Below are 20,701 nucleotides of genomic sequence, written 5' to 3'. Positions count from 1 at the left end.
TTCGGGCATCAACCCAGACATCACCACCAATCCGTAGGAGTCTGGCTTGCCAGCGATGGCGATTTGGAGAACGCCATCACCGGCAAGCCGGTTTCCTACGGGTTTGTGTTCGGGCATCAACCCAGACACCACCACCAATCCGTAGGAGTCTGGCTTGCCAGCGATGGCGATTTCGGAATCGCCATCACCGGCAAGCCTGCTTCCTACAGCGGAGGGTTATAGCGCCGCCAGGAACTTGTCCACGACCTGGCCGCCGCCAGTTTCAGTGCTGCTATTGTCCTTATCGGATTTCGCCAACTTCAGCTTGTCTTCCATGCGCTGCGCAATCTCTTTGCCGACAGCCAGTTGCTGTTCAGGTGGCATGGCCTTCACGTCATCTTCGGTCAGGCCCATCTCTTTCAGGATACTGTCGCGCAAGCGCTGTTCCGGCGATTTGCTCATGTAGTCCTTGAAGTCGGTCATGGCGGCGCTGTCGCTGTCCTTGGCCTGAAAAGCCACGCGGGTCTTGGCGAAGGCTTCATCGACGTTGTCGCTGATTTTGCTTGCGGCCGCGACTTGCTGGGTGGCCGATGTCAGGCCGGATGCCTGGCCACTGGTGATGTTTTGCGTGATCTGTGCCTGCGTGTTGTTTTGCACGTTCTGCAGCAAACCGCTGTACAGCGCACTGGCGGCCGCCGTAGTCGGGTCCATGTCCGTGCGTTGTGGCGGCTGGACGACGGGTGTTTGTTTTGCATTGACCAACATGATGAGTAGACCTGTAGGTAATTGCTGTCCGGACTGTAGGAGCAATTAGCATGCCGTCGTTTTCGCTCATTGTTTTCAAGGTGCGCGAGTCAGTCGTTACAAAAAATGCGGTTAACCCTTGCCGCTTGGCGGCAGTGGTCGACCGCGCGCGGGTCAGCGGTGCGCAATATTCTCCAACGCCAGATTGCGGGTTCTCGGGCCGAACCAGCCGATAGTGATCATCACGATCAACATGCTGCTGACAATGAACGCCAGCACGCCCGGTGTACCGAAGTGCTCCAGAAAAATTCCGATCAGCAAACTGCTGAACACGGTCGACAATCGGCTGAACGAATAGCAAAAACCGACCGCTCGCGCACGGATGTTGGTGGGGAACAATTCACTTTGGTATGAGTGATAGCTGAAGCTGAGCCAGGCGTTGCAGAACGTGATCATCACGCCGCAGAAGATCAGGCCGAAGGCGCCGGTTTGCAGCGCAAACAGCGTACCGAAGGTCATGGCGCCCAATGCCGAACCGACGATTTGCCATTTGTTTTCGAAACGGTTGGCAAACTTCACGAACAGCAATGGCCCCAACGGATAGGCGAGGGTGATGATGAATGCATACATCAAGCTGTGGGTAACGCTCACGCCTTGGCCGGACAACAATGCCGGTAACCAGTTGCCAAAACCGAAGAAACCGATGGCTTGGAATACGTGAAACACAATCAGCATCAAGGCACGACGGCGATAGGGTGGCTGCCAGATATCGGCAAAACGGCCCGCGCCTTGAACGTCCACTTGCGCAGGTTCTGGCTCATCCAGCGGCTTGCCCTGGTTTTTTACGCAGCGCGCCTCGATGTTGTCCAGTATCTTGCTGGCCTCATCGAAACGGCCATGCTGGGCCAGCCAGCGCGGCGACTCTGGCAAACGTGAACGCAGCCACCAGATAAATAACGCGAATACCGCGCTGGCCAACACCACCCAACGCCAGCCGGACACGCCGAAAGGCGCCTGCGGCACCAGCCACCACGACATCAATGCCACGGCGGGCACCGACAGGAACTGCACAAAAAATGCGAAGGCAAATGCGGAGCTGCGCATGCGTTTTGGCACCAGTTCCGAGAGGTAAGCGTCGATGGTCACCAGTTCGATGCCGAGGCCGATGCCCACCAGGAAACGCATGCAGATAATCCCCAGCGCGGAACTCTGAACGCCCATCGCGACTGTCGCTACGGTGTACCAGATCAATGCAAAGGTGAAGATTGCACGGCGGCCGAAACGGTCAGCCAACGGGCTCAGCAGACTCGCGCCAAGAAACAGCCCCAAAAATGTTGCCGAGGCGAACGCTGCTTGATCAGAGAAGCCGAACACGCCTTGGCTGCCGGTGGCAAAGATTCCGTCACGGATCAGACCGGGGCTGATGTACGCAGTCTGGAACAGATCGTACAGCTCGAAAAAACCGCCTATCGACAGCAATGCCACCAGCCGCCAGAGGGTGGAGACAGCAGGCAACCGGTCAATGCGTGCGGAAATTTGTGCGGCTCGGACGGGATCGATGCCGTCTGCTTCAGTGACGGCGGGGCTGTGGGCAGACATAAACAGATCCAATTTTTATTGATGGAAGAGCTTAGCCTGCTATCGGTTATAAACGCTTGTGAATATTGGCGCATTTGCATCGAAGTCTGCGTATTTGTTCCAACAATCACCGTGTTATTAGCGGTTTATGGCGCAATGAGTGCCTGCGAGGTACACGATCACGTTGATGCCATGGGGGCTGTGCGATTCAAACCGGATCGGGCAATGCCGAGGTTGGTAATCCGAACAGTCGGTCAAACAGCCAGTTGAACGCGAACGTATAGCACGGGATAAAAATGATCAGTGCCAGGTCCAGCCAGAAAGCCTGGACCAGCCTGATGTTCATCCACCAGGCGATCAGCGGGATCAGGAACACAATCAGCGTCAACTGAAAGCCCACGGCATGGGCGATGCGCCGTTTCACCGTGCGCGTGCGCGAAGGCTGGCGAATTTCCCAGCGTTCGAACAGTGAGGTGTAGATGAAGTTCCAGGTCACCGCGAGGGTGGTGATGGCAACCGCTAATGGCCCGGTACTGCTAGGCGAAGTGCCAGACAGCAACGCCAGGCCCAAGGCCGAAAACGTCATGCCGATGACTTCATAGAGCGACACATAGATCAATTTGCGTTTAACGCCTTGCATGGGATTTGCCTGCTTCTGTGCATGAGTCGCCAAAGTGCTGGCGAATTCGGCAGAAGATAGCTTCAATGGACTTGATAGAAGAAGTCGGTAGCTTTCAATTTTTTTGATAGGAACGGCCGTGAATTTCAGCAGTGACAGCATCGAATTGTTTCTGGCGGTAATCGAGCGCGGCTCATTTTCCGCGGCGGCCCGGGCGTTGGGAAAAGTGCCGTCGGCGGTGAGCATGGGCATTGCCAATCTCGAAGCCGATTTGGGTTATGCACTGTTTGACCGCAGCCACCGTGAGCCCGTGCCCACGCCAATGGCCAACGCATTGGTTCCACACGCACGCCTGATCTTCGACCAACTCAAACAGTTGCAAGTGCATGCCATCGAGTTATCGCTGGGGCTGGAGAGCAAGTTGTCGATCGGGGTGGTGGCGGACATTCACACAGGACGTTTAATGGCGGCGATCAAGGCGATTGCCGAGCGTTATCCGCTGTTGGAAGTTGAAGTGCTCAGTGCACCGCAGGATGACGTACTGGCCATGTTGCACAGTGGCCGGGTCAGTGTTTGCCTGGCTTTCGCGGGGTTGAGCATGAATGGGTTGGAGCGTTTTCAGTTTGTGGGCACGGAACGCATGATCGCCACGCTGGCGGCCGATAACTCATTGTTGCAGGGCAATGACCTGTTCCTGGAGGACCTGGTGCCCCTGCGCCAAATTATTGTGGCCAGCCGCGACCGACCGATCAGCCAAACCCGGCCCCTGGTAGGCGAGTCTTACTGGCGTACCGACACGCTGGCCATGGCGATGGAAATGGTCGAGGCGGGCTTGGGATGGGGTAATTTCGCGTTGTCAGTGGTACAGCCATTACTCGATACCGGAAGGCTTAAACGCTTGGATTTTCGCAATATCGAGAACGGTTTAGTGATGCCGGTGCACGCGGTCTGGCTCAAGAGCCAGCCGTTGCAAAAGGGCGCGTTGGCGTTGGTGGAATTGATGGGGGCGGGGCCCAGGCCTGTGGGATGAGCGGCGAGGTGGCAGCGTCAACATCCAAGGCGTTGCTCACGCGTTGATCGGTTCAGGTGCTCTCGCGCACCTTCAGCTCAAACCCCATGTCCTGCACCGGTTTGGTCACTGGGTTGCCCGCCAGCAAGGTCAGCATCAACTCGGCCGAGCGCCGGCCAATGGCCTCGCGCGGGGTGCTGATACTGCTCAGTCGCGGCACCATATGCTCTGAAGCAGGCAGGTCGTTGAAGCCCAGTACCGCCACTTGTTGCGGAATGCTGATGCCGCAGCGCATGGCTTCCAGCAGTGCGCCCTGCGCCAGATCGTCATTGCCAAAAAAGATCGCGTCGACGTCGGGGTGACTGGTCATGAGTTGCAGGAACAATTCGCCGCCCAGGCCAACGGAGGAAGCGCGCGGGGTCAGCACTTCGAGGGCCGGGTCGTACAAACCGGCCTTTTGCAGCGCTTTACGAAAACCCTCGCCTCGCAGCAAGGTGCGTTGGTCCAGTTGTGCGCCGATGTAGGCCAGGCGTTTGCGACCGCGTGACAACAGGTGCTCGGCTGCTGTTTCACCGGCCGCGAGTTGTGAAAAGCCAACGCAGTTCAAACCGGCAGCGCTGTCCAGTTCCATCATGTACACACAAGGGATGTTGCTGGTCTCGATCATCCTGCGCGAACTTTCAGTTCGATCAAACCCGGTCAACAGCAAACCGCGCGGCTGATAGGCCATGTAGTTACGCAGCAGGTTTTCTTCTTCATCACGCGAGTAATGGAAGTTGCCGATCAGTACTTCAAAGCCCTTGGGGCGCAATACCTGATGAATGGCTTCCAGCGTGTCGATGAATAACAAGTTGGACAGCGACGGCACCAAAACCACCACCGAATGACCTTGCGCCGACGCCAGCGCGCGGGCGGCCGGGTTGACTACATAGTTGAGTTCCAAGGCCGCTTTCTGGACTTTCGCCACCAATTCGGTGGCTACGGTGCTGACGCCACGCAATGCGCGGGAGGCGGTAATCGGGCTGACCCCGGCCATTCTTGCAACTTCATTCAGGGTAGGACGGCCAGTGGTGCGAGTATTTTTATCGTTTTTTGGGGAGGTCATCGGCGGCTTGCCAAACAAAATTCAAGGCACTAAGGTAGCGCTGTCCCGAAGCAGCTGCAAATGCGTGAGCGAGTTTTGCCTGAACCTCGCTTTTCGGCGTTGGGAACGAACATGCTGCAACCCACAAAAATGACAAGAAGGCGTCGGCAACTTCTGCTTTTGTTCCAGTGTCACAGGATACAAAGGTAGCGCTGTCTACGTGCTGAGGTATTACATGAATAATCCCATCACCGCCCTGGTCATCATGGGCGTAGCCGGTTGCGGCAAAACCTGCGTTAGCCAAGCGTTGTGCGAACTTAGCGGCGCCACCGCCATTGAAGGCGACACTTTTCACCCTGCCGCCAATATCGAAAAGATGAGCGCCGGCATTCCCCTCGACGATAACGACCGTGCCGGCTGGCTCGACAGCCTGTGCGTTGAGTTGCGCCGCGTTGACGCCGAAGGCAAACGCCCGGTGCTGACCTGTTCGGCCCTCAAACACAGTTATCGTGAAGTATTGCGCAGCGCCTTGCCGGGCTTGGGCTTCGTGTTTCTTGAGCTGACGCCTGAAGTCGCTGCCGAGCGAGTATCCCATCGTCCCGGCCACTTCATGCCTTCGACGTTGATCGACAGCCAGTTTGCGACCCTCGAATCGCCTGTGGGCGAGCCCCTGACGTTAGCGCTGGACGCCTCGAACCACGGCGTAGACCAGCTGGCGAACCAGGCTTATGTCTGGTGGCAGGCACATGGCTTGAAACTCTCGGTATGAGTTTTGTTCAGAAAGATAGCGCTGTCCTGATGGCTTGCGAAATACCCGCTTTAATAACAACAACAACCAGGAGACACCCCTAATGTTCGGCATGTCCCACGACACGTTCCTGCTGCTAGATGCAGTGGTCACGGTGATCGGGCTAATCGTCCTGATTACCAAGTTCAAATTTCACCCATTTATTGCCTTGATCATTGCGGCAGGCTTTCTTGGCCTGACTTCCGGCATGCCGGTAGGCACCATTCTCAAGGCGTTCCAGGACGGCTTCGGTGGTGTGCTCGGTTTTGTCGGGATCATCCTGGCGCTGGGTACGATGCTCGGCAAAATGATGGCCGAGTCGGGCGGGGCGGATCAAATTGCCCAAACCCTGATTCGTGCGTTCGGTAAAGAGCGCGTGCAGTGGGCGATGATGTTTGCGGCGTTTCTGGTCGGCATACCGTTGTTCTTCGAAATCGGTTTCGTGTTGCTGATCCCTTTGGTGTTCATCGTTGCGCGCCGCACGGGTGTGTCGATCATCAAGATTGGTATCCCGTTGCTGGCCGGTCTTTCTGCGGTGCACGGCCTGGTTCCGCCGCACCCGGGGCCGTTGTTGGCGATTGGCGTGTTCGGTGCCGACATCGGCAAGACCATTCTTTACGGCCTGATCGTTGCGCTGCCCACCGCGATTATCGCCGGCCCGATCTACGGCACATTCATCTCCAAATACATTCCGGGTCATGCCAATCAAGAGCTGGTTGATCAACTGGCACGCGAGCCGGAGGCGGCGACGTTGCCAAGCTTCAGCATCACCCTGGTGACCGTGCTGTTGCCGGTATTTTTGATGTTGCTGAAAACATTTGCTGACGTTGCGCTGCCGGATGGCAATTTCTTCCGTAACTGGATGGACCTGATCGGCCACCCGATTTCGGCATTACTGCTGGCGTTGCTGCTGTCGCTGTACACCTTCGGCCATCGTCAGGGCATCGATTCCAAGCGCATTCTCAAATTGCTGGATGCGAGCCTTGCGCCAACCGCGGCGATCATTCTGATCATCGGTGCCGGTGGTGGCTTCAAGCAGATGCTGGTGACCAGCGGCGTGGGTGATGTGATTGGCCACATGGCGGTCAACGCACAGATTTCACCGATCCTGCTGGCGTGGCTGGTAGCGGCGGTGATTCGTGTGGCAACCGGTTCCGCAACCGTGGCGACCATTACTGGCGCGGGCATTGTGGTGCCGGTGGTGGGGATGATTCCAGGTGTGAACCGTGAGTTGCTGGTACTGGCGACCGGCGCGGGCTCGTTGATTCTGTCGCACGTCAACGATGCCGGTTTCTGGCTGGTGAAGCAGTACTTCAACATGACCGTGGCTGAGACCTTCAAGACCTGGACCGCGATGGAAACCATCCTGTCCATCGTGGCGTTGGGCTTTATCCTGCTGCTGTCGATGTTCGTTTAAGCAACACTGCAAAACACATGTAGGAGCCGGGCTTGCCCGGATGCAGACAACTCGGTTTACCATCAGACCGAGTTGTTGCCATCGCGGGCAAGCCCGGCTCCTACAGTGTTATGTGTCAATTATCAGGATTTGGCGACCAGGCCATCCGCCCTGAACATTCCGCGAATGCCGCGCACGGCCTGACGAATCCGGTCCTGGTTCTCGATCAACGCGAAGCGCACGTGATCATCCCCATACTCCCCAAACCCGACACCCGGCGAGACGCACACCTTGGCTTCGGCTAGCAGTTTCTTGGCGAACTCCAACGAACCCAGGTGCGCATAGGCCTCGGGAATCTTGGCCCAGACGTACATCGACGCTTTCGGGTTTTCGACCATCCAGCCCAGTTCATGCAGGCCTTTGACCAATACGTTACGGCGTTGGCGATACTGCTCGGCAATGTCTTTGACGCACTGCTGGTCGCCTTCCAGCGCCGCAATGGCCGCGACTTGCAGCGGGGTGAATGTGCCGTAATCGTGGTAGCTCTTGATCCGCGCCAGCGCATTGACCAGTTCGGCGTTACCCACCATGAAACCGATCCGCCAGCCTGCCATGTTGTAGCTTTTTGACAGGGTGAAAAACTCTACGGCGATGTCTTTGGCGCCCGGCACCTGCATGATCGACGGCGCCTTCCAGCCGTCATACACGATGTCGGCGTAGGCCAGGTCGTGCACCACCAGCACGTCGTACTGCTTGGCGAGTGCAATGACGCGCTCGAAGAAATCCAGCTCCACACACTGCGCGGTAGGGTTGGACGGGAAGCCGAGAATCATCATTTTCGGCTTCGGGATCGAGCCGCGAATCGCCCGCTCGAGTTCAGCGAAGAAGTCCACGCCAGGAATCAATGGCACCGAGCGCACCTGGGCGCCGGCAATCACGGCACCGTAGATGTGAATCGGATAGCTGGGGTTCGGCACCAACACCGTGTCGCCCTGATCCAGCGTCGCCAGCATCAAATGCGCCAGGCCTTCCTTGGAACCGATGGTGACAATGGCTTCGGTTTCCGGGTCGATATCGACCTCGTACCGATCTTTGTACCAATTGGAAATAGCCCGGCGCAGACGCGGAATGCCCTTGGACGTGGAATAACCGTGAGTGTCTTCGCGCTGGGCGACGGTCACCAGTTTTTCGACGATGTGCGGCGGAGTAGGGCCGTCAGGGTTGCCCATGCTCAAGTCGATGATGTCTTCGCCACGACGACGCGCGGCCATTTTCAGCTCGGCCGTGATATTAAAAACGTAAGGAGGGAGTCGATCTATGCGCGCAAAGCGGCGCGGCGAACCTTGGTCTGCCATTGTTGCCTCGAAGAACGTAAGCGCCCGGAACCGTCCGAGCGACGCTGGCCACTGCGGTGGCCTGTTGCGAAATGTAAGGGCGCGCGGGGCAAGCTGTCTAGCCTGCGGATAAACAATTTTTTGCGCAGCAAGCGCTTTGGACGAGGCAATCGCGTTACTTGGGCGGGTATTTGGCGAATTGGATTTGGCTTCTATACTCCCAGCCGAACCCACATTTTCGTACCAGGAGTTGCGTCATGGATGAGAAATCGAGCGTTGAAGCGCTGGAGCCACGTCTTGAAAACGGGCACTTTCTGCTCATCGCAGGACTCGGCAGCCGATTTACTGCGCAAACCATCAAGGATATTCCGCGGCTCTGGGAAAAATTCATTCCGGAGATCGGCCACATTCCCGGTCAAAAAAGCGAAGCGACTTACGGTATTTGCTTCAATCGGGACGACGAAGGTGGGTTCGAATACGTGGCTGGCGTCGAAATCAGCAAACTCGATGACCTGCCTGAAAAGTATCGCTGGGTTGAGGTTCAGCCCCAGCAATACGCGGTGTTCGAGTACACGGGCTCGCTGGATAAACTGCCCGAAGTGTTTCAGTACATCTGGAAAACCTGGTTGCCGCAATCGGGTCGCACAGCGGCCAAAGCGCCGGAATTTGAACGCTACAGCGAAGACTACAACCCCAGGCTCAAGACTGGCGTGCTGGAAATATGGCTGCCATTAGAGCCTTGAAAGCGCTAAGAGGCGGATTGTTATCCGCCTCTTGTCCTGTCATTTTTGCCGTTTGAACCGTCGCGCTCGCCACACATCGATCGACAGGGTGATAAAGCCAAAAGTGCTGATGCTCAACAGCATAAGAAGTCCGATCTGGATGCTGCTCATGGTTATTTCCCCCTCAATGATCAGAGACAGGCAACACCAATAATCCGGATCAATGCGCAATGAAAGCGCCTATACGAAGGCTTTACGAGGCGTGCGGTAATCGATACGGACCGCTTATTAATCTATGATCCCAAGCCTACTTATTCTCTGAAACCGAGCTGCCATGCACACCGTCATCCGCCACGTCGTTCCTGCTGACCTGGACCGCTGCTACGCCATTGAAGCGCTTGCCTACGAAGGCGACGAAGCCGCGACTCGCGAGAAAATTGCAACCCGGATTGCCACGTGGCCTCAAGGATTTATCGTTGCCGAAGTGGAGGGTGTCGTCGCCGGTTTCATCAATGGCGGTGCGGCGTTTCAGGTGGAAATGTCGGACGAGGCGTTCAAGGAACTGATCGGCCACGACCCTGCCGGCCCGCACGTGGTGATCATGTCGGTGGTGGTGCATCCAGACTTTCAAGGTCAGGGTTTGGCGAAGCGTTTGATGCTCGAGTTCATTGAACGCATGCGCGCCCTAAACAAGGCCAGCATCCACCTGATGTGCAAAGAGCGCCATGTGGCACTGTATGCCGGTTTCGGGTTCGTCTATGTCAAACCGTCGGCCTCGGACCATGGCGGCATGGCGTGGCATGAGATGGAGTTGGCGTTATAAGGGGGATCTGTTGAGCGCTGAGGTTTTAATCTGGCAGCGGCGCTTAATTAGAAAACCAGCCCCATACGCCGTTCGTAACCGATCCGCCCCTTATACGCTTCGCCACTGTCGACCCAGCCGTACTTGATGTAGAGCGCGATGGCCGAGGCGTTATCGGCATCCACCGACAATTCCAGTGCCTTTATCTCGGGAAAAGCCTGCCGTGCGACTTCTGGCAACGCTTGCAGGCAGGCTTTGCCAAAGCCTTTACCTTGAGCGCGTTGATCGACTTGCAGTGCATGCAATGTTGCGCTGTGTTCGTCAGCCCAGGCGGGCAACACTGGCGGGCGTTTGAGCAGCAAGAACGCGACTGGAACATCCTCGGCCAACAAGGCAAATCCCTTGACGCCCGGGCCGGGTTTAGACAGCAAGGTGTGCAAGGCACCGTGGATATCGCCGCTGAATTTGATTTGTTCCTGATGAACTTCGATAGCCTCCACCTGCTGGCGTTGCCGCGTATTCAGGCTTTCATAAGGCACGAGTCGGGTCGTCACTGGAGTGTCCTTTTTCCAACACAAATGAGCTGCAGATTCTAGCGAGTTAGCGTTCGGGGATTATTTTTATTTCGGCTGTCGATTTGGCATTTTGCCAGACGACTAAGCGTATCAACTTTGAACACAGGACTGCTCGTCGGGAATGTCGCCAAGGCGTCCAACTGCAGCCATAGTTGATCCGTTCGATTAGGGAGATGCCCATGAAATATCTTTGCCTGGTCTACAGCAACGAGCGTGAGTTACACGCGTTGCCCGAAAGCCCCAAGGATGCCGAATGCATGGCCTACGCCGACTCCATCCAAGGCAGTGGGCGGATGCTCGCCGCCGAGGCGCTGGAGTCGGTGCAGACCGCGACCACCGTGCGCATGCGCAACGGCAAGATGTCGATTACCGACGGTCCATTCGCCGAGACCAAGGAGCAACTGGCTGGCTTCTACCTGATCGACGCCAAGGACCTCAATGAAGCCCTCCAGGTCGCTGGCAATATTCCGGCGGCGCGAGTGGGTTGTGTCGAGGTGCGACCTGTCCGTCAGTTGAATCCCTGAACAACAATCAAAAGAACCAGGAGATCCTTATGAGCCCGCAAGCCGTTCAACGAAAACCTGCCCAGTTCGAGTTGTCCATCAGTCGCCTGATTGACGCGCCACGGCGCAAGATTTTCCGCGCCTGGACCGAGCCCGCGCTGCTCGCCCAATGGTGGGGGCCGCATGGCATGACCACGCCGGAATGCGAAATGGACCTGTGGGTCGGCGGCCAGTTTCGCACCTTGATGCGCGCCCCCGATGGCAGCGAGTACCCGACCATGGGCGTGTTTCTGGAGATTGTCGCGCCGGAACGGCTGGTGTTCACCGATGCCTTTGTTCCGGGATGGATCCCGTCCGGCAAACCGTTCATGAGCGCCGAAGTCACGTTCGAGGAGCAGGGCGGCAAAACGCTGTATACGGCGCGCGCCATGCATTGGTCCGAGGAGGATCGCCAGGCGCACGAGGCCATGGGTTTTCATGACGGCTGGGGCCAAAGCCTGGACCGCTTGGTAACGCTGGTGACCGAAGGCATGCCGGACTGATGCCTGGCGCCTCGATTACGGCTCGGGTCGAGCAGGTTTATCGCGAGGATTCGCGACGAATTCTGGCGACCCTGATCCGTTTGCTGGGTGATTTCGACCTCGCCGAAGAGGCCTTGCACGACGCGTTTTTTGTCGCAGTGCAGCGCTGGCAGCATGAAGGTGTGCCGGACAATCCACGCGCCTGGCTGGTGTCTACCGGGCGTTTCAAGGCGATTGACGGGCTACGTCGGCGAGCACGTTTTGCCGCCTCGCAGCCGATGCTGATCGCACAACTGGAGTCGCTGGAACAGGCCGACTGGATTGACGAAGACGTGGAAGACGATCGCCTGCGGTTGATCTTTACCTGCTGTCACCCGGCACTTGCACCGGATGCTCAAGTGCCGTTGACGCTGCGCGAAGTCTGCGACCTGACCACAGAAGAAATTGCCCGGGCGTTTCTTGCCGCGCCGGCCACCATTGCGCAGCGAATCGTGCGCGCCAAAGCCAAAATTCGCGACGCAAAAATTCCCTACCAAGTGCCAACGCTGGCCGAATTGCCCGAACGTCTGGACAGCGTGCTACGGGTGATTTACCTGGTGTTCAACGAAGGTTATTCCGCGTCGGTGGGCACTGAATTGATCCGCGAAGAGTTAACCCGCGAAGCCATTCGCTTGGGCCGATTGCTGATGGAGCTGTTACCGGAACCGGAAGTGATGGGTTTGCTGGCACTTATGTTGTTGCACGAGTCACGACGCCCGGCGCGCACCTCGGTAAGCGGCGAGTTGATTGTGCTGGATGAGCAGGATCGTTCGTTGTGGAATGCCGAACTGATCGCCGAGGGTTGCGCACTGATCGAGCGGGCGCTGACGCTGCGGCGATTCGGGCCTTATTGCCTGCAAGCGGCGATTGCGGCAGTGCACGCTGAAGCACCCACGGCAGCCGAGACGGATTGGCTGCAAATCGTGGGTTTGTATGACGTGCTGTTGCGAGTGGTGCCGTCCCCGGTGGTCGAACTGAACCGCGCGGCTGCGCTGGCGATGCGCGATGGACCGCAGGCGGGGCTGACCTTGATTGAGGGAATTCTAGCGCGAGGTGATCTGCAGGATTACCACTTGGCGCATTCAGCGCGCGCGGAGTTCTGTCGGCAGTTGGGCCGAGTCGAAGAAGCGCGGGCGGCGTATGAGCGAGCACTGGCATTGACCCAGCAGCTACCGGAGCGACGGTTCCTGGAGGCCAGGATCAAGGCGTTACAGTGATGAGATGTGTTTGGGCCGCTTCGCGAGCGAGCCCGCTTCCACCGTTGAGCGTGTTTCAGCGGTAAAACCCCGGTCAATCGCCAGGGTGAGCGCGCACCGGACGGTGCGCTATTCCAGCATCTTGCTTAACAGCCAACTTCCGGCCGGCCCCGGTGGATGCAGGCGCGACCACAGCGCATCGACAAACACCGGTTTCGGCCAGCCGCGCACGGTCAATTCCTGCAACGTCCCGTTATCAAACCTTCCCACCAGCCACCGGGGCAACGGCGCCCAGCCAAATCCGCCCTGCGCCATTTCCAGCAGCATCAAATAACTGGGCGCCGACCAGACACGTCCCTTTGCCCGGTTTTCGTACGGATTGACGATGGTTGCCAAGCGCAATTCACGGTGCTGCTGCAAGACGTGCTGATCAATATTGCTGATTGCCGCCAGCGGGTGCTGACGGGACACGAACAGGGCGATTTCGGTGCGCTCCTCAACGGTGGCACTCACCAGGTCCGGCGGGTAAGCGTCCTGCATTTCGGCGAAGGCAACATGCGCCCGGCCGCGTTGAACCAGCGCCACCAGGTCATCACATTCAGCAATCAGGCATTCGAGTTCCAGGTCGGGGTAGCGCTGCTCGAAAGCACTCAAGGCTGCTTCAAACCGGTCGGATTGATAGGTGTCGGAAATCGCCACGGTCAGCTTCGGCTCGACGCCTTGGGAGAGTTGGCTGGCGGTCATTTCGAGACGACTGGTGGCGGCCAGAATTTCTTCAGCGCGTTGCAACATCACATGGCCTGCCGGGGTCAGGCTGGGTTTGCGGCTGGTGCGATCGAACAAACTGAGGTTGAGGTCGATCTCAAGGCTGGCCACGGCGGCGCTGATAGTCGACTGGCTGCGGCCCAACTTGCGTGCAGCCGCTGAAAACGAGCCCTGAGTCGCGGCTTGCACGAAGGCTTGCAACACTTCCTGAGAAGCCATGAACTATCGCCTTGATCGATGGTTATTGATTATGAAGTATCGGTGTGCCGGAGGATCATGGCAACCACAGTCACTCAGAGGAGCCTGGCCATGAACGCCAACAAATCCATTACAGAACGAATTTTCCAAGCCGTCGGTTTTGAACTGATGGCGGTGCTGATCTGCACCCCGTTGCTGGCGTGGATCATGGATAAACCGTTGCTGGACATGGGCGTCGTCACAGTGGTGATCGCTGGATTGGCACTGGCCTGGAACGTGGTGTTCAATGGCCTGTTCGACCGCTTGCTGACGCGCCTCGACGTGGCGCGCAGTGCATGGGTGCGCGTTGTACACGCGTTGCTGTTCGAAGGTGGTTTGGTCGCGTTCTGCGTACCGCTGATTGCCTGGTGGCTGAACATCAGCCTGTGGCAGGCGTTTTTGCTGGACATCGGCGTGCTGCTGTTCTTCCTGCCTTATACCTATATTTACCATTGGGTGTACGACGTGGTGCGCCAGCGTTTGATCATGACCCGCGCCGTACACTGAACAGCGTAAAACCATCGTGGCGAGAGAGCTAGCTCCCTCGCCACCCGCCTGGGGCATTACAAAAACATGCCGCCCGAGGCCTCAATACGTTGCCCGTTGATCCATTGGCTGCCCGGCGCCAGCAGCAGCGCAATAGCCCCGCCGATGTCGTCAGGTTTACCGGCACGACCCAACGCGGTATTACCCGACACCATGTTGTTCAGCTCGGGATTGTCTCGCACTGCGCCACCGCTGAAGTCGGTTTCGATCGCCCCTGGCGCCAGCGTATTCACTGCAATATTACGTGCGCCGAGTTCCTTTGCTTGATAACGCGTGAGCACTTCCATCGCGCCTTTCATCGCGGCGTAAGCACTGGCGCCCGGCAGCGTAAACCGCGCCAGACCGCTGGAAATGTTGATGATACGGCCACCATCCGCCATCAGCGGTAAAAGACCCTGCGTCAGGAAAAATGGCCCCTTGAAGTGAATGTTCACCAGCAGGTCGAACTGCTCGACGGTGGTGTCGACAAAATTGGCGTGCAAACCGACACCTGCGTTGTTCACCAGGAAGTCGAACTGCTCGCGGTCAAAATGCTGCTTCAACACCTTGCCAACCTCGCCTGTGAAAGCAGCGAAGCGTTCACTGTGGCTGACGTCGAGTTGCAGCATGGCCGCACGTCCGCCAAGGCTTTCGATTTCTGCGACCAATGCTTGAGCCTCATCGGCTCGGCTGTTGTACGTGCCGATGATGTCGACGCCTTGCGCTGCCAGATGCAGGGCGGTGCTTTTGCCGAGGCCGCGGTTGGCGCCAGTGATCAGTGCGATTTTGCGATTCATGGGATTTCCTCAAGCGGTGAGTGGTGACGTGAGGGAAGTTTATTTATCCGCTGCAGAGTGATAAACAGGCGTATATCGGAATCACTGGTCGGATGATCCGAACAATAAGCGGAGCGTTCATGAACAAACTGGAAGTGCTGCGGACCTTTGTCCGGGTCAGCGAGATGTCGAGTTTCACCCTCGCCGGCGAAAGCCTGGGGTTGCCCAGATCGACAGTGTCAGAACATGTTCAGGCACTGGAAGCGCTGCTCGGCACACGATTGTTGCAGCGCACCACGCGCAAGGTTCAAGCGACTCAGGACGGGTTGGTGTTGTATGAGCGAAGTAAGGACTTGCTGTCGCACATGGATGAAATCGAAGGTCTGTTTCGCCAGGATGAAGCGTCGCTGGTGGGGCGGATCCGCATCGATCTGCCGAGCATTCTTGCGCGTCGTGTGGTGATGCCGCGCCTGCCAGAGTTCATGACCAAGCATCCGAATCTGGAACTGGAAATCAGCTGCACCGACCGTCGTGTCGACTTGCTCAGCGAGGGTTTCGATTGCGTGGTACGGGTTGGGGCGCAACCGGATCAATCGGTAGTGGCTCGGCCGTTGTGTGAATTTGCCTTGGCCAACTGCGCCAGCCCGGCTTACTTGCAACGATACGGCGTACCAGAAAGCCTGGAAGATCTGGCGCACCATCGTTTGGTGCATTACGTCAGCGTACTGGGCGCTCGCTCGGATGGCTTTCTGTACCGCCAGGGCGGGGAATTACATCGGGTGCCGATGACCGGCAGCATCACGGTCAACAATTCCGATGGCTATGAATCGGCGTGTCTGGGCGGGTTTGGACTGATTCAGGCACCGATCCACGGCATGAAACCGTACTTGCTCAGTGGAGAATTGGTGGCGGTGTTGCCGCAGTTCACGGCGCCACCTCTCGAGGTCTCGCTACTCTATGCCCGCCAACGGCATTTGCCGTTGCGGGTCAGAGCATTCATGGAATGGCTGGGGCAAGTGATTCGCTCATCCACCGAGCTTAAAAAGGCTTGGTGAACAACCAGTACAAACTGCCCGACAGCAGGATCGCCGCAGGCAAGGTCAAGACCCAGGCCATCAGCAGGTTGCGGATGGTCTTCATCTGCAAGCCGCCGCCATTAGCGACCATGGTCCCGGCCACACCCGAAGACAACACGTGTGTGGTCGACACCGGTAAGCCGAACATGTCGGCCGCGCCGATGGTCAGCATGGCCACGGTTTCGGCCGAGGCACCTTGCGCGTAAGTCAGGTGGGTCTTGCCGATTTTTTCACCGACCGTCACCACGATGCGCTTCCAGCCGACCATGGTCCCGAGGCCGAGCGCGATGGCCACGGCGATCTTCACCCACAGCGGGATGAACCGCGTGGAGTTATCGATCTGCTGCTTGAACAACTGAAGCTTGCCGCTGGTGTCGGCGTCGAAATTGCCGACTTTGTTTTTGTCCATCAGGCGAATGGTTTCGCTGGTCAGGTACATGTCGTTACGCACGTTGCCCATGGCTTCGGCCGGCACTTTCGACAGCGAACCATAACCCTTGACCTGATTGCCGATGCTGCCGGTCAACGCGGCGAGCGCGGGCACCAGTTGCGGCGTGACTTCCTTGCTGCGCACGTAATCCGACAGCACTGGGCGCGGATCGGCCGGCGCGGGTAACGGCGCACTTTTGACCAATGCTTGTTGGGTGACCTCGGCGACGGCGGCGAACTGCAAGGCTTGATCGGCGGGCATGGTGCGGTTCAGTGCATACGCCATCGGCAGCGTACCCACCAGAATCAACATGATCAGGCCCATGCCTTTCTGGCCGTCGTTGGAACCGTGGGCAAAAGAAACGCCGGTGCAGGTCAGAATCAGCAAGCCGCGAATCCACCACGGTGGCGGGGCGTCACCCACCGGCGCCTTGTACAGCGCACGATTCTTGACGAAGGCACGCAACGCCAGCAGCAACAGTGCGGCAAATCCGAAACCCACCAGTGGCGACAGCAGCAACGCGTAACCTATCTTGGTGGCTTGGGCCCAGTCCACGCCGCTGGTGCCATCGCGGCCGTGCATCAAGGCATTGGCCACACCGACGCCGATGATCGAGCCGATCAGGGTGTGCGACGAAGAGGCGGGCAAACCTAGCCACCACGTGCCGAGGTTCCAGAGGATGGCCGCGATCAACAGGGCGAAAATCATCGCAAAACCGGCGGAGGAGCCGACCTGCAGAATCAACTCCACCGGCAGCAACGCGATGATGCCGAATGCCACGGCACCGCTGGACAGGAGTACGCCCAGGAAGTTGAAAAAACCGGACCACGCCACGGCAAAATTCGGCGGCAGCGAGTTGGTGTAAATGACGGTCGCTACGGCGTTGGCGGTGTCGTGGAAACCGTTGACGAATTCAAAGCCGAGGGCGATCAGCAGCGCCACACCCAACAACAAAAACGGGGTCCAGGTGGTGACCACGGTGCCGAGTTCGTGCATGTCGTGCATCAGGCTGTAGGCCGTGAACAACAGCCCGATTGCCAGCACCGCGAAAAACACCACGATGGTCAGCAGGCCAGGTTTTTTGTCGAGATGCGGCTTGGCGCTGCGGCCGGGAGCCTGCGCGGCAGTCAAGGAAGGCGTAGCCATGACGGTCAATCCTGAGGAGGGAAGGAGTGTCGCCCATGATCGTTGCCAAATGTTACAGAGAGACTGCGTTGAATCAGTGTTTAAGTGTTTGGATGACCACCGATCTGAAAACGACTGCCGATGGCGCCCTCGAAATCGCCATCACCGGCAAGCCGGTTTCCTACGGGATTTGGGTTCATCACGCATTCCTGCATCCACCACCGAACCGTAGGAGACTGGCTTGCCAGCGATGGCGTCTTCATGATGTTCCCCCACTTCAGTGGACATCTGCTTAAGCAACCTCAGCCAAATACCTTGCCTCGTATTCCACGGGGTTGAGGTATTTCAGGCTGGAGTGGCGTCTACGACGGTTATAAAAACGCTCAATGTAGTCAAAAATATCGAGCCTCGCTTCAGCTCGGGTTCGATAGCGCCTCTGGTACACCCTCTCGGTCTTCAGCGTGTGGAAGAAGCTTTCCACGACCGCATTGTCCCAGCAGTTTCCCCTGCGGCTCATGCTGCACTCGATGCCTTGATGCTTCAGCAGAGCCTGGTAGGCGTTGCTGGCGTATTGCGAACCACGGTCGGAGTGATGTAACAGCCCCGCTGACGGTTGCCGCACGCCTATTGCCAAACGCAGCGCATCGCAGACCAGCTTTTGATCGGGCTGACGGCTCATCGAATGACCGATGACCCGGCGTGAGTACAGATCCAGTATCACAGCCAAGTAAAGCCAGCCCTCTGCCGTTGGTATGTAGGTGATATCGCTTGCCCAGACCCGATTGGGTGCTAGCGGACAGAACTGACGATCGAGTATGTTTGCCGCGACCGGATGAGCATGCCGGGAGTCAGTGGTGCATACCCTGAAACGCTTGTGCTGCAAGGCCCAGAGCCCCTCGCGCTGCATGAGCCGAGCGATCTGGTTTCTGCCGCAAACGTGGCCATTTTCATGCAGTTCACGGTAGATCCTGGGGCTGCCATAGACCCTGAAATTAAGGTCAAAGGCGTCCTTGACGTGCTGAGCCAGCTGCCGGGATTGTTGAGTGCGCCGGCTCGGCCGACGACTTAAATGAGCATAAAAACCACTCGTCGATACGCCCAGCATTCGGCATAGCATGGTGACGGGAAAGTAGATCTTCTGCGCCGCAATGAAGGAATACTTCAGTGCGATTCCCTCGCGAAGAAGACTGCCGCCTTTTTTAGGATTTCCTTTTCCTGTCGCAGGATCTGGTTCTCCCGGCGTAGCCGTTGAAGCTCTTCCTGCTCGGAGGTTTGCAGGGTGCCGGTCAACGAAGTCGTGCCATGCGCCCGGGCCTTGGCGACCCAGCGGGTCAAGGAGCTTTCACCGACATCGAGGTCGCGCGCTACCTGAGCAACAGGTAGCTCGTGCTCGATGACGAGTTGAACAGCATCCTGCTTGAACTGCGCAGTGAACTGGCGTCTAACTTTTTTCTCAGTCATGGGCATCACCTCTTGGGCATTATCTGCCTGAGTTTAGGTGTCCACCAGGCTGGGGGAACATCATCAGAATCGCCATCACCGGCAAGCCGGTTTCCTACGGGATTTGGGTTCATCACGCATTCCTGCATCCACCACTGATCCGTAGGAGACTGGCTTGCCAGCGATGGCGTCTTCGGAATCGCCATCACCGGCAAGCCGGTTTCCTACGGGATTTGGGTTCATCACGCATTCCTGCATCCACCACCGATCCGTAGGAGACTGGCTTGCCAGCGATGGCGTCTTTGGAATCGCCATCACCGGCAAGCCGGTTTCCTACGGGATTTGGGTGAACCACATCAATCCCGGCACTCATCGCCGGCCCGGGCCTGGGTGTTTAATAATCCTGGCGTTTGCGAAACGCCCAGCGGCCGGCGATCAAGGTGAACGTTGCTACCAGTGCAACCAGAATCCAGAACCCTTCCGGGTCGCCGGAAAGTGGCACGCCGCCGACGTTCATCCCAAAAAAACCGGCAATGATGTTGATCGGCAGCGCCAGCACCGTCACCACCGTCAGGGTGAACAGTGTGCGGTTGCTTTGCTCATTGAGGTTGGCGGCGATTTCTTCCTGCAGCAGTTTTATCCGCTCGCCCAGGGCCGTCAGGTCGTTGATGATCAGGGCGAACTCTTCAGTGGATTTGCGCAATTCCTTCACGTCCTCTTTCTGCAACCATTGCGGCGGACGGTTCAGCAGGCGCAACAGCGAACCGGGTTCCAGCGCCAGTAGCCGCTGCAGACGCACCAGCACTCGGCGATTGGCACCCAACTCGGCGCGGTTAGTCGACAGCCGGGACGACAGTAATTCATCCTCTATCTGGTCGACACTCTGGCTGGTCTTGCGCACGATCTGGGTCAGCACTTCACCTTGATCGCGCAGCAGGTGCACCAGCAATTCCAGAGGTGAGCGGAAGCATTCACCGGCCTTCACCGACGAGCGCAGCTTGTCCACCGAGTGCAGCGGTTGCAGGCGTGCGCTGATGATCAGTCGGCTGCGGGCGCACACCCACAACGTAGAGACGTCCGAGGACACCATGCTGCTGAGGTTAAACACCACGTCGTTGACCACCGCCAGCAACGCCGAATCGACATGCTCGATACGTGTCGAACGCGAACCCTCATGCAGCGCCTCGAAAAACTCGTCCGGCAGTTCCAGGTGGCTTTTCATCCAGCGCTCACAAGCAGCGTGCGCCAGATTCAGGTGCAGCCAAAGAAATTCCTCACTGTCTTGAGGCGATTGCAGACAGCGCAACGCCTCGGCCGAATCGATCTCTCGGCCACGCTCGCCGGGGCGAAAACTGAAACCGTAAAGCAGGCCGAAGAGGTCCGGATCACGATGGCTTTGGTCGATGCTGTGGTTCATGAGTGCTCGCAAGGTAAGTCGC

Annotated in this window: 23 protein-coding genes; 12 read left to right on the top strand and 11 right to left on the bottom strand. The window is 57.9% G+C overall.

The window, feature by feature from the left end; translation table 11 throughout:
* Window positions 1-222 (top strand): hypothetical protein (locus tag ACQR3R_RS20045; RefSeq protein WP_428274590.1); only part of this gene is annotated, 222 nt, incomplete at its 5' end.
* On the opposite strand, the gene ACQR3R_RS20040 is transcribed toward ACQR3R_RS20045, so the two are convergent.
* The 3 genes from ACQR3R_RS20040 to ACQR3R_RS20030 form a co-directional block, all read right to left on the bottom strand.
* Window positions 217-744: a hypothetical protein gene (locus ACQR3R_RS20040; RefSeq protein ID WP_428274588.1), complete on the bottom strand. Its 528-nt coding sequence runs from the start codon at window positions 742-744 to the stop codon at window positions 217-219. The genes ACQR3R_RS20045 and ACQR3R_RS20040 overlap by 6 nt on opposite strands.
* Window positions 745-897: 153 nt before the next feature.
* Entirely contained in the window at window positions 898-2,322 is a 1,425-nt protein-coding gene (locus tag ACQR3R_RS20035) for an MFS transporter (protein WP_428274586.1), read from the bottom strand.
* A 187-nt stretch (window positions 2,323-2,509) separates the two neighbouring features.
* Complete coding sequence (locus ACQR3R_RS20030; protein WP_428274584.1) at window positions 2,510-2,941, bottom strand: PACE efflux transporter; 432 nt, start codon at window positions 2,939-2,941, stop codon at window positions 2,510-2,512.
* Window positions 2,942-3,059: 118 nt separating this feature from the next.
* Here ACQR3R_RS20030 and ACQR3R_RS20025 point away from each other — a divergent pair, with 118 nt between their 5' ends.
* On the top strand, window positions 3,060-3,950 hold the full coding sequence (locus ACQR3R_RS20025; RefSeq protein WP_428274582.1) for a LysR substrate-binding domain-containing protein: 891 nt from the start codon (window positions 3,060-3,062) through the stop codon (window positions 3,948-3,950).
* Window positions 3,951-4,002: 52 nt separating this feature from the next.
* On the opposite strand, the gene ACQR3R_RS20020 is transcribed toward ACQR3R_RS20025, so the two are convergent.
* The gene (locus tag ACQR3R_RS20020) at window positions 4,003-5,034 is read right to left on the bottom strand and encodes an HTH-type transcriptional regulator GntR (protein WP_428274580.1); all 1,032 of its coding nucleotides are present in this window, start codon (window positions 5,032-5,034) and stop codon (window positions 4,003-4,005) included.
* A gap of 214 nt (window positions 5,035-5,248) precedes the next feature.
* Here ACQR3R_RS20020 and ACQR3R_RS20015 point away from each other — a divergent pair, with 214 nt between their 5' ends.
* Entirely contained in the window at window positions 5,249-5,782 is a 534-nt protein-coding gene (locus ACQR3R_RS20015) for a gluconokinase, GntK/IdnK-type (protein ID WP_428274578.1), read from the top strand.
* Window positions 5,783-5,864: 82 nt separating this feature from the next.
* Window positions 5,865-7,217: a GntT/GntP/DsdX family permease gene (locus ACQR3R_RS20010; protein WP_428274576.1), complete on the top strand. Its 1,353-nt coding sequence runs from the start codon at window positions 5,865-5,867 to the stop codon at window positions 7,215-7,217.
* A 122-nt stretch (window positions 7,218-7,339) separates the two neighbouring features.
* Here the strand turns inward: ACQR3R_RS20010 and alaC are convergent, their stop codons facing one another.
* The gene (gene alaC / locus ACQR3R_RS20005) at window positions 7,340-8,551 is read right to left on the bottom strand and encodes an alanine transaminase (RefSeq protein WP_428274574.1); all 1,212 of its coding nucleotides are present in this window, start codon (window positions 8,549-8,551) and stop codon (window positions 7,340-7,342) included.
* A 236-nt stretch (window positions 8,552-8,787) separates the two neighbouring features.
* Here alaC and ACQR3R_RS20000 point away from each other — a divergent pair, with 236 nt between their 5' ends.
* A complete protein-coding gene (locus ACQR3R_RS20000) occupies window positions 8,788-9,273 on the top strand; it encodes a GyrI-like domain-containing protein (RefSeq protein WP_428274572.1) in 486 nt (161 codons plus the stop codon).
* Between the two features lie 313 nt (window positions 9,274-9,586).
* Entirely contained in the window at window positions 9,587-10,075 is a 489-nt protein-coding gene (locus ACQR3R_RS19995; RefSeq protein WP_428274570.1) for a GNAT family N-acetyltransferase, read from the top strand.
* Between the two features lie 47 nt (window positions 10,076-10,122).
* Here the strand turns inward: ACQR3R_RS19995 and ACQR3R_RS19990 are convergent, their stop codons facing one another.
* Window positions 10,123-10,608, bottom strand: coding sequence for a GNAT family N-acetyltransferase (locus tag ACQR3R_RS19990; protein WP_428274568.1), 486 nt, complete (start codon window positions 10,606-10,608; stop codon window positions 10,123-10,125).
* Window positions 10,609-10,808: 200 nt separating this feature from the next.
* Between ACQR3R_RS19990 and ACQR3R_RS19985 the strand changes: the two genes are divergently transcribed.
* The 3 genes from ACQR3R_RS19985 to ACQR3R_RS19975 are packed head-to-tail and all read left to right on the top strand — an operon-like array spanning window position 10,809 to window position 12,909.
* Complete coding sequence (locus ACQR3R_RS19985) at window positions 10,809-11,153, top strand: YciI family protein (RefSeq protein WP_428274566.1); 345 nt, start codon at window positions 10,809-10,811, stop codon at window positions 11,151-11,153.
* A gap of 29 nt (window positions 11,154-11,182) precedes the next feature.
* Complete coding sequence (locus ACQR3R_RS19980) at window positions 11,183-11,674, top strand: SRPBCC domain-containing protein (RefSeq protein ID WP_428274564.1); 492 nt, start codon at window positions 11,183-11,185, stop codon at window positions 11,672-11,674.
* Complete coding sequence (locus ACQR3R_RS19975; protein WP_428274562.1) at window positions 11,674-12,909, top strand: DUF6596 domain-containing protein; 1,236 nt, start codon at window positions 11,674-11,676, stop codon at window positions 12,907-12,909. Before ACQR3R_RS19980 ends, ACQR3R_RS19975 begins: the two co-directional genes overlap by 1 nt.
* 108 nt (window positions 12,910-13,017) lie before the next feature.
* Here the strand turns inward: ACQR3R_RS19975 and ACQR3R_RS19970 are convergent, their stop codons facing one another.
* Window positions 13,018-13,872, bottom strand: coding sequence for a LysR substrate-binding domain-containing protein (locus ACQR3R_RS19970; RefSeq protein WP_428274560.1), 855 nt, complete (start codon window positions 13,870-13,872; stop codon window positions 13,018-13,020).
* Between the two features lie 90 nt (window positions 13,873-13,962).
* Between ACQR3R_RS19970 and ACQR3R_RS19965 the strand changes: the two genes are divergently transcribed.
* A complete protein-coding gene (locus ACQR3R_RS19965; protein WP_428274558.1) occupies window positions 13,963-14,397 on the top strand; it encodes a multidrug/biocide efflux PACE transporter in 435 nt (144 codons plus the stop codon).
* 56 nt (window positions 14,398-14,453) lie between these two features.
* Here ACQR3R_RS19965 and ACQR3R_RS19960 read toward each other — a convergent pair whose 3' ends face one another.
* The gene (locus ACQR3R_RS19960) at window positions 14,454-15,212 is read right to left on the bottom strand and encodes an SDR family oxidoreductase (RefSeq protein ID WP_428274556.1); all 759 of its coding nucleotides are present in this window, start codon (window positions 15,210-15,212) and stop codon (window positions 14,454-14,456) included.
* Between the two features lie 119 nt (window positions 15,213-15,331).
* Between ACQR3R_RS19960 and ACQR3R_RS19955 the strand changes: the two genes are divergently transcribed.
* Window positions 15,332-16,246 (top strand): LysR substrate-binding domain-containing protein, encoded by a 915-nt coding sequence (locus ACQR3R_RS19955; RefSeq protein ID WP_428274554.1) that lies wholly within the window; start codon window positions 15,332-15,334, stop codon window positions 16,244-16,246.
* On the opposite strand, the gene ACQR3R_RS19950 is transcribed toward ACQR3R_RS19955, so the two are convergent.
* The gene (locus ACQR3R_RS19950) at window positions 16,230-17,843 is read right to left on the bottom strand and encodes an inorganic phosphate transporter (RefSeq protein ID WP_428274552.1); all 1,614 of its coding nucleotides are present in this window, start codon (window positions 17,841-17,843) and stop codon (window positions 16,230-16,232) included. The two genes, ACQR3R_RS19955 and ACQR3R_RS19950, sit on opposite strands and share 17 nt — an antisense overlap.
* Before the next feature lie 35 nt (window positions 17,844-17,878).
* Between ACQR3R_RS19950 and ACQR3R_RS19945 the strand changes: the two genes are divergently transcribed.
* Window positions 17,879-18,118: a hypothetical protein gene (locus tag ACQR3R_RS19945; RefSeq protein WP_428274550.1), complete on the top strand. Its 240-nt coding sequence runs from the start codon at window positions 17,879-17,881 to the stop codon at window positions 18,116-18,118.
* Here ACQR3R_RS19945 and ACQR3R_RS19940 read toward each other — a convergent pair.
* A protein-coding gene (locus ACQR3R_RS19940; protein ID WP_428274548.1) for an IS3 family transposase occupies window positions 18,115-19,283 on the bottom strand; the annotation gives its coding sequence in 2 pieces (ribosomal slippage) (window positions 18,115-19,016 and window positions 19,016-19,283; 1,170 coding nt in all). The two genes, ACQR3R_RS19945 and ACQR3R_RS19940, sit on opposite strands and share 4 nt — an antisense overlap.
* Before the next feature lie 373 nt (window positions 19,284-19,656).
* Entirely contained in the window at window positions 19,657-20,679 is a 1,023-nt protein-coding gene (locus ACQR3R_RS19935) for a CorA family divalent cation transporter (RefSeq protein WP_428274546.1), read from the bottom strand.
* Between the last annotated feature and the right edge of the window lie 22 nt (window positions 20,680-20,701).

It is taken from the genome of Gordonia sp. IEGM753, assembly GCF_050321825.1.
Lineage (GTDB): Bacteria > Pseudomonadota > Gammaproteobacteria > Pseudomonadales > Pseudomonadaceae > Aquipseudomonas.
Note: the sequence above shows the minus strand (reverse complement) of the source record. Positions and strands in the feature narration are given on the sequence as shown.

Bases quoted from the DNA above. Each gene is read 5' to 3' on its own strand.
- ACQR3R_RS19945 (WP_428274550.1), top strand. From the start codon at position 17,879: ATGATCGTTGCCAAATGTTACAGAGAGACTGCGTTGAATCAGTGTTTA.
- ACQR3R_RS20000 (WP_428274572.1), top strand. From the start codon at position 8,788: ATGGATGAGAAATCGAGCGTTGAAGCGCTGGAGCCACGTCTTGAAAAC.
- ACQR3R_RS20040 (WP_428274588.1), bottom strand. From the start codon at position 744: ATGTTGGTCAATGCAAAACAAACACCCGTCGTCCAGCCGCCACAACGC.
- ACQR3R_RS20030 (WP_428274584.1), bottom strand. From the start codon at position 2,941: ATGCAAGGCGTTAAACGCAAATTGATCTATGTGTCGCTCTATGAAGTC.
- alaC (WP_428274574.1), bottom strand. From the start codon at position 8,551: ATGGCAGACCAAGGTTCGCCGCGCCGCTTTGCGCGCATAGATCGACTC.
- ACQR3R_RS19980 (WP_428274564.1), top strand. From the start codon at position 11,183: ATGAGCCCGCAAGCCGTTCAACGAAAACCTGCCCAGTTCGAGTTGTCC.
- ACQR3R_RS19975 (WP_428274562.1), top strand. From the start codon at position 11,674: ATGCCTGGCGCCTCGATTACGGCTCGGGTCGAGCAGGTTTATCGCGAG.
- ACQR3R_RS20020 (WP_428274580.1), bottom strand. From the start codon at position 5,034: ATGACCTCCCCAAAAAACGATAAAAATACTCGCACCACTGGCCGTCCT.
- ACQR3R_RS19970 (WP_428274560.1), bottom strand. From the start codon at position 13,872: ATGGCTTCTCAGGAAGTGTTGCAAGCCTTCGTGCAAGCCGCGACTCAG.
- ACQR3R_RS19965 (WP_428274558.1), top strand. From the start codon at position 13,963: ATGAACGCCAACAAATCCATTACAGAACGAATTTTCCAAGCCGTCGGT.
- ACQR3R_RS19995 (WP_428274570.1), top strand. From the start codon at position 9,587: ATGCACACCGTCATCCGCCACGTCGTTCCTGCTGACCTGGACCGCTGC.
- ACQR3R_RS19950 (WP_428274552.1), bottom strand. From the start codon at position 17,843: ATGGCTACGCCTTCCTTGACTGCCGCGCAGGCTCCCGGCCGCAGCGCC.
- ACQR3R_RS20010 (WP_428274576.1), top strand. From the start codon at position 5,865: ATGTTCGGCATGTCCCACGACACGTTCCTGCTGCTAGATGCAGTGGTC.
- ACQR3R_RS20035 (WP_428274586.1), bottom strand. From the start codon at position 2,322: ATGTCTGCCCACAGCCCCGCCGTCACTGAAGCAGACGGCATCGATCCC.
- ACQR3R_RS19985 (WP_428274566.1), top strand. From the start codon at position 10,809: ATGAAATATCTTTGCCTGGTCTACAGCAACGAGCGTGAGTTACACGCG.
- ACQR3R_RS20015 (WP_428274578.1), top strand. From the start codon at position 5,249: ATGAATAATCCCATCACCGCCCTGGTCATCATGGGCGTAGCCGGTTGC.
- ACQR3R_RS19955 (WP_428274554.1), top strand. From the start codon at position 15,332: ATGAACAAACTGGAAGTGCTGCGGACCTTTGTCCGGGTCAGCGAGATG.
- ACQR3R_RS19935 (WP_428274546.1), bottom strand. From the start codon at position 20,679: ATGAACCACAGCATCGACCAAAGCCATCGTGATCCGGACCTCTTCGGC.
- ACQR3R_RS19960 (WP_428274556.1), bottom strand. From the start codon at position 15,212: ATGAATCGCAAAATCGCACTGATCACTGGCGCCAACCGCGGCCTCGGC.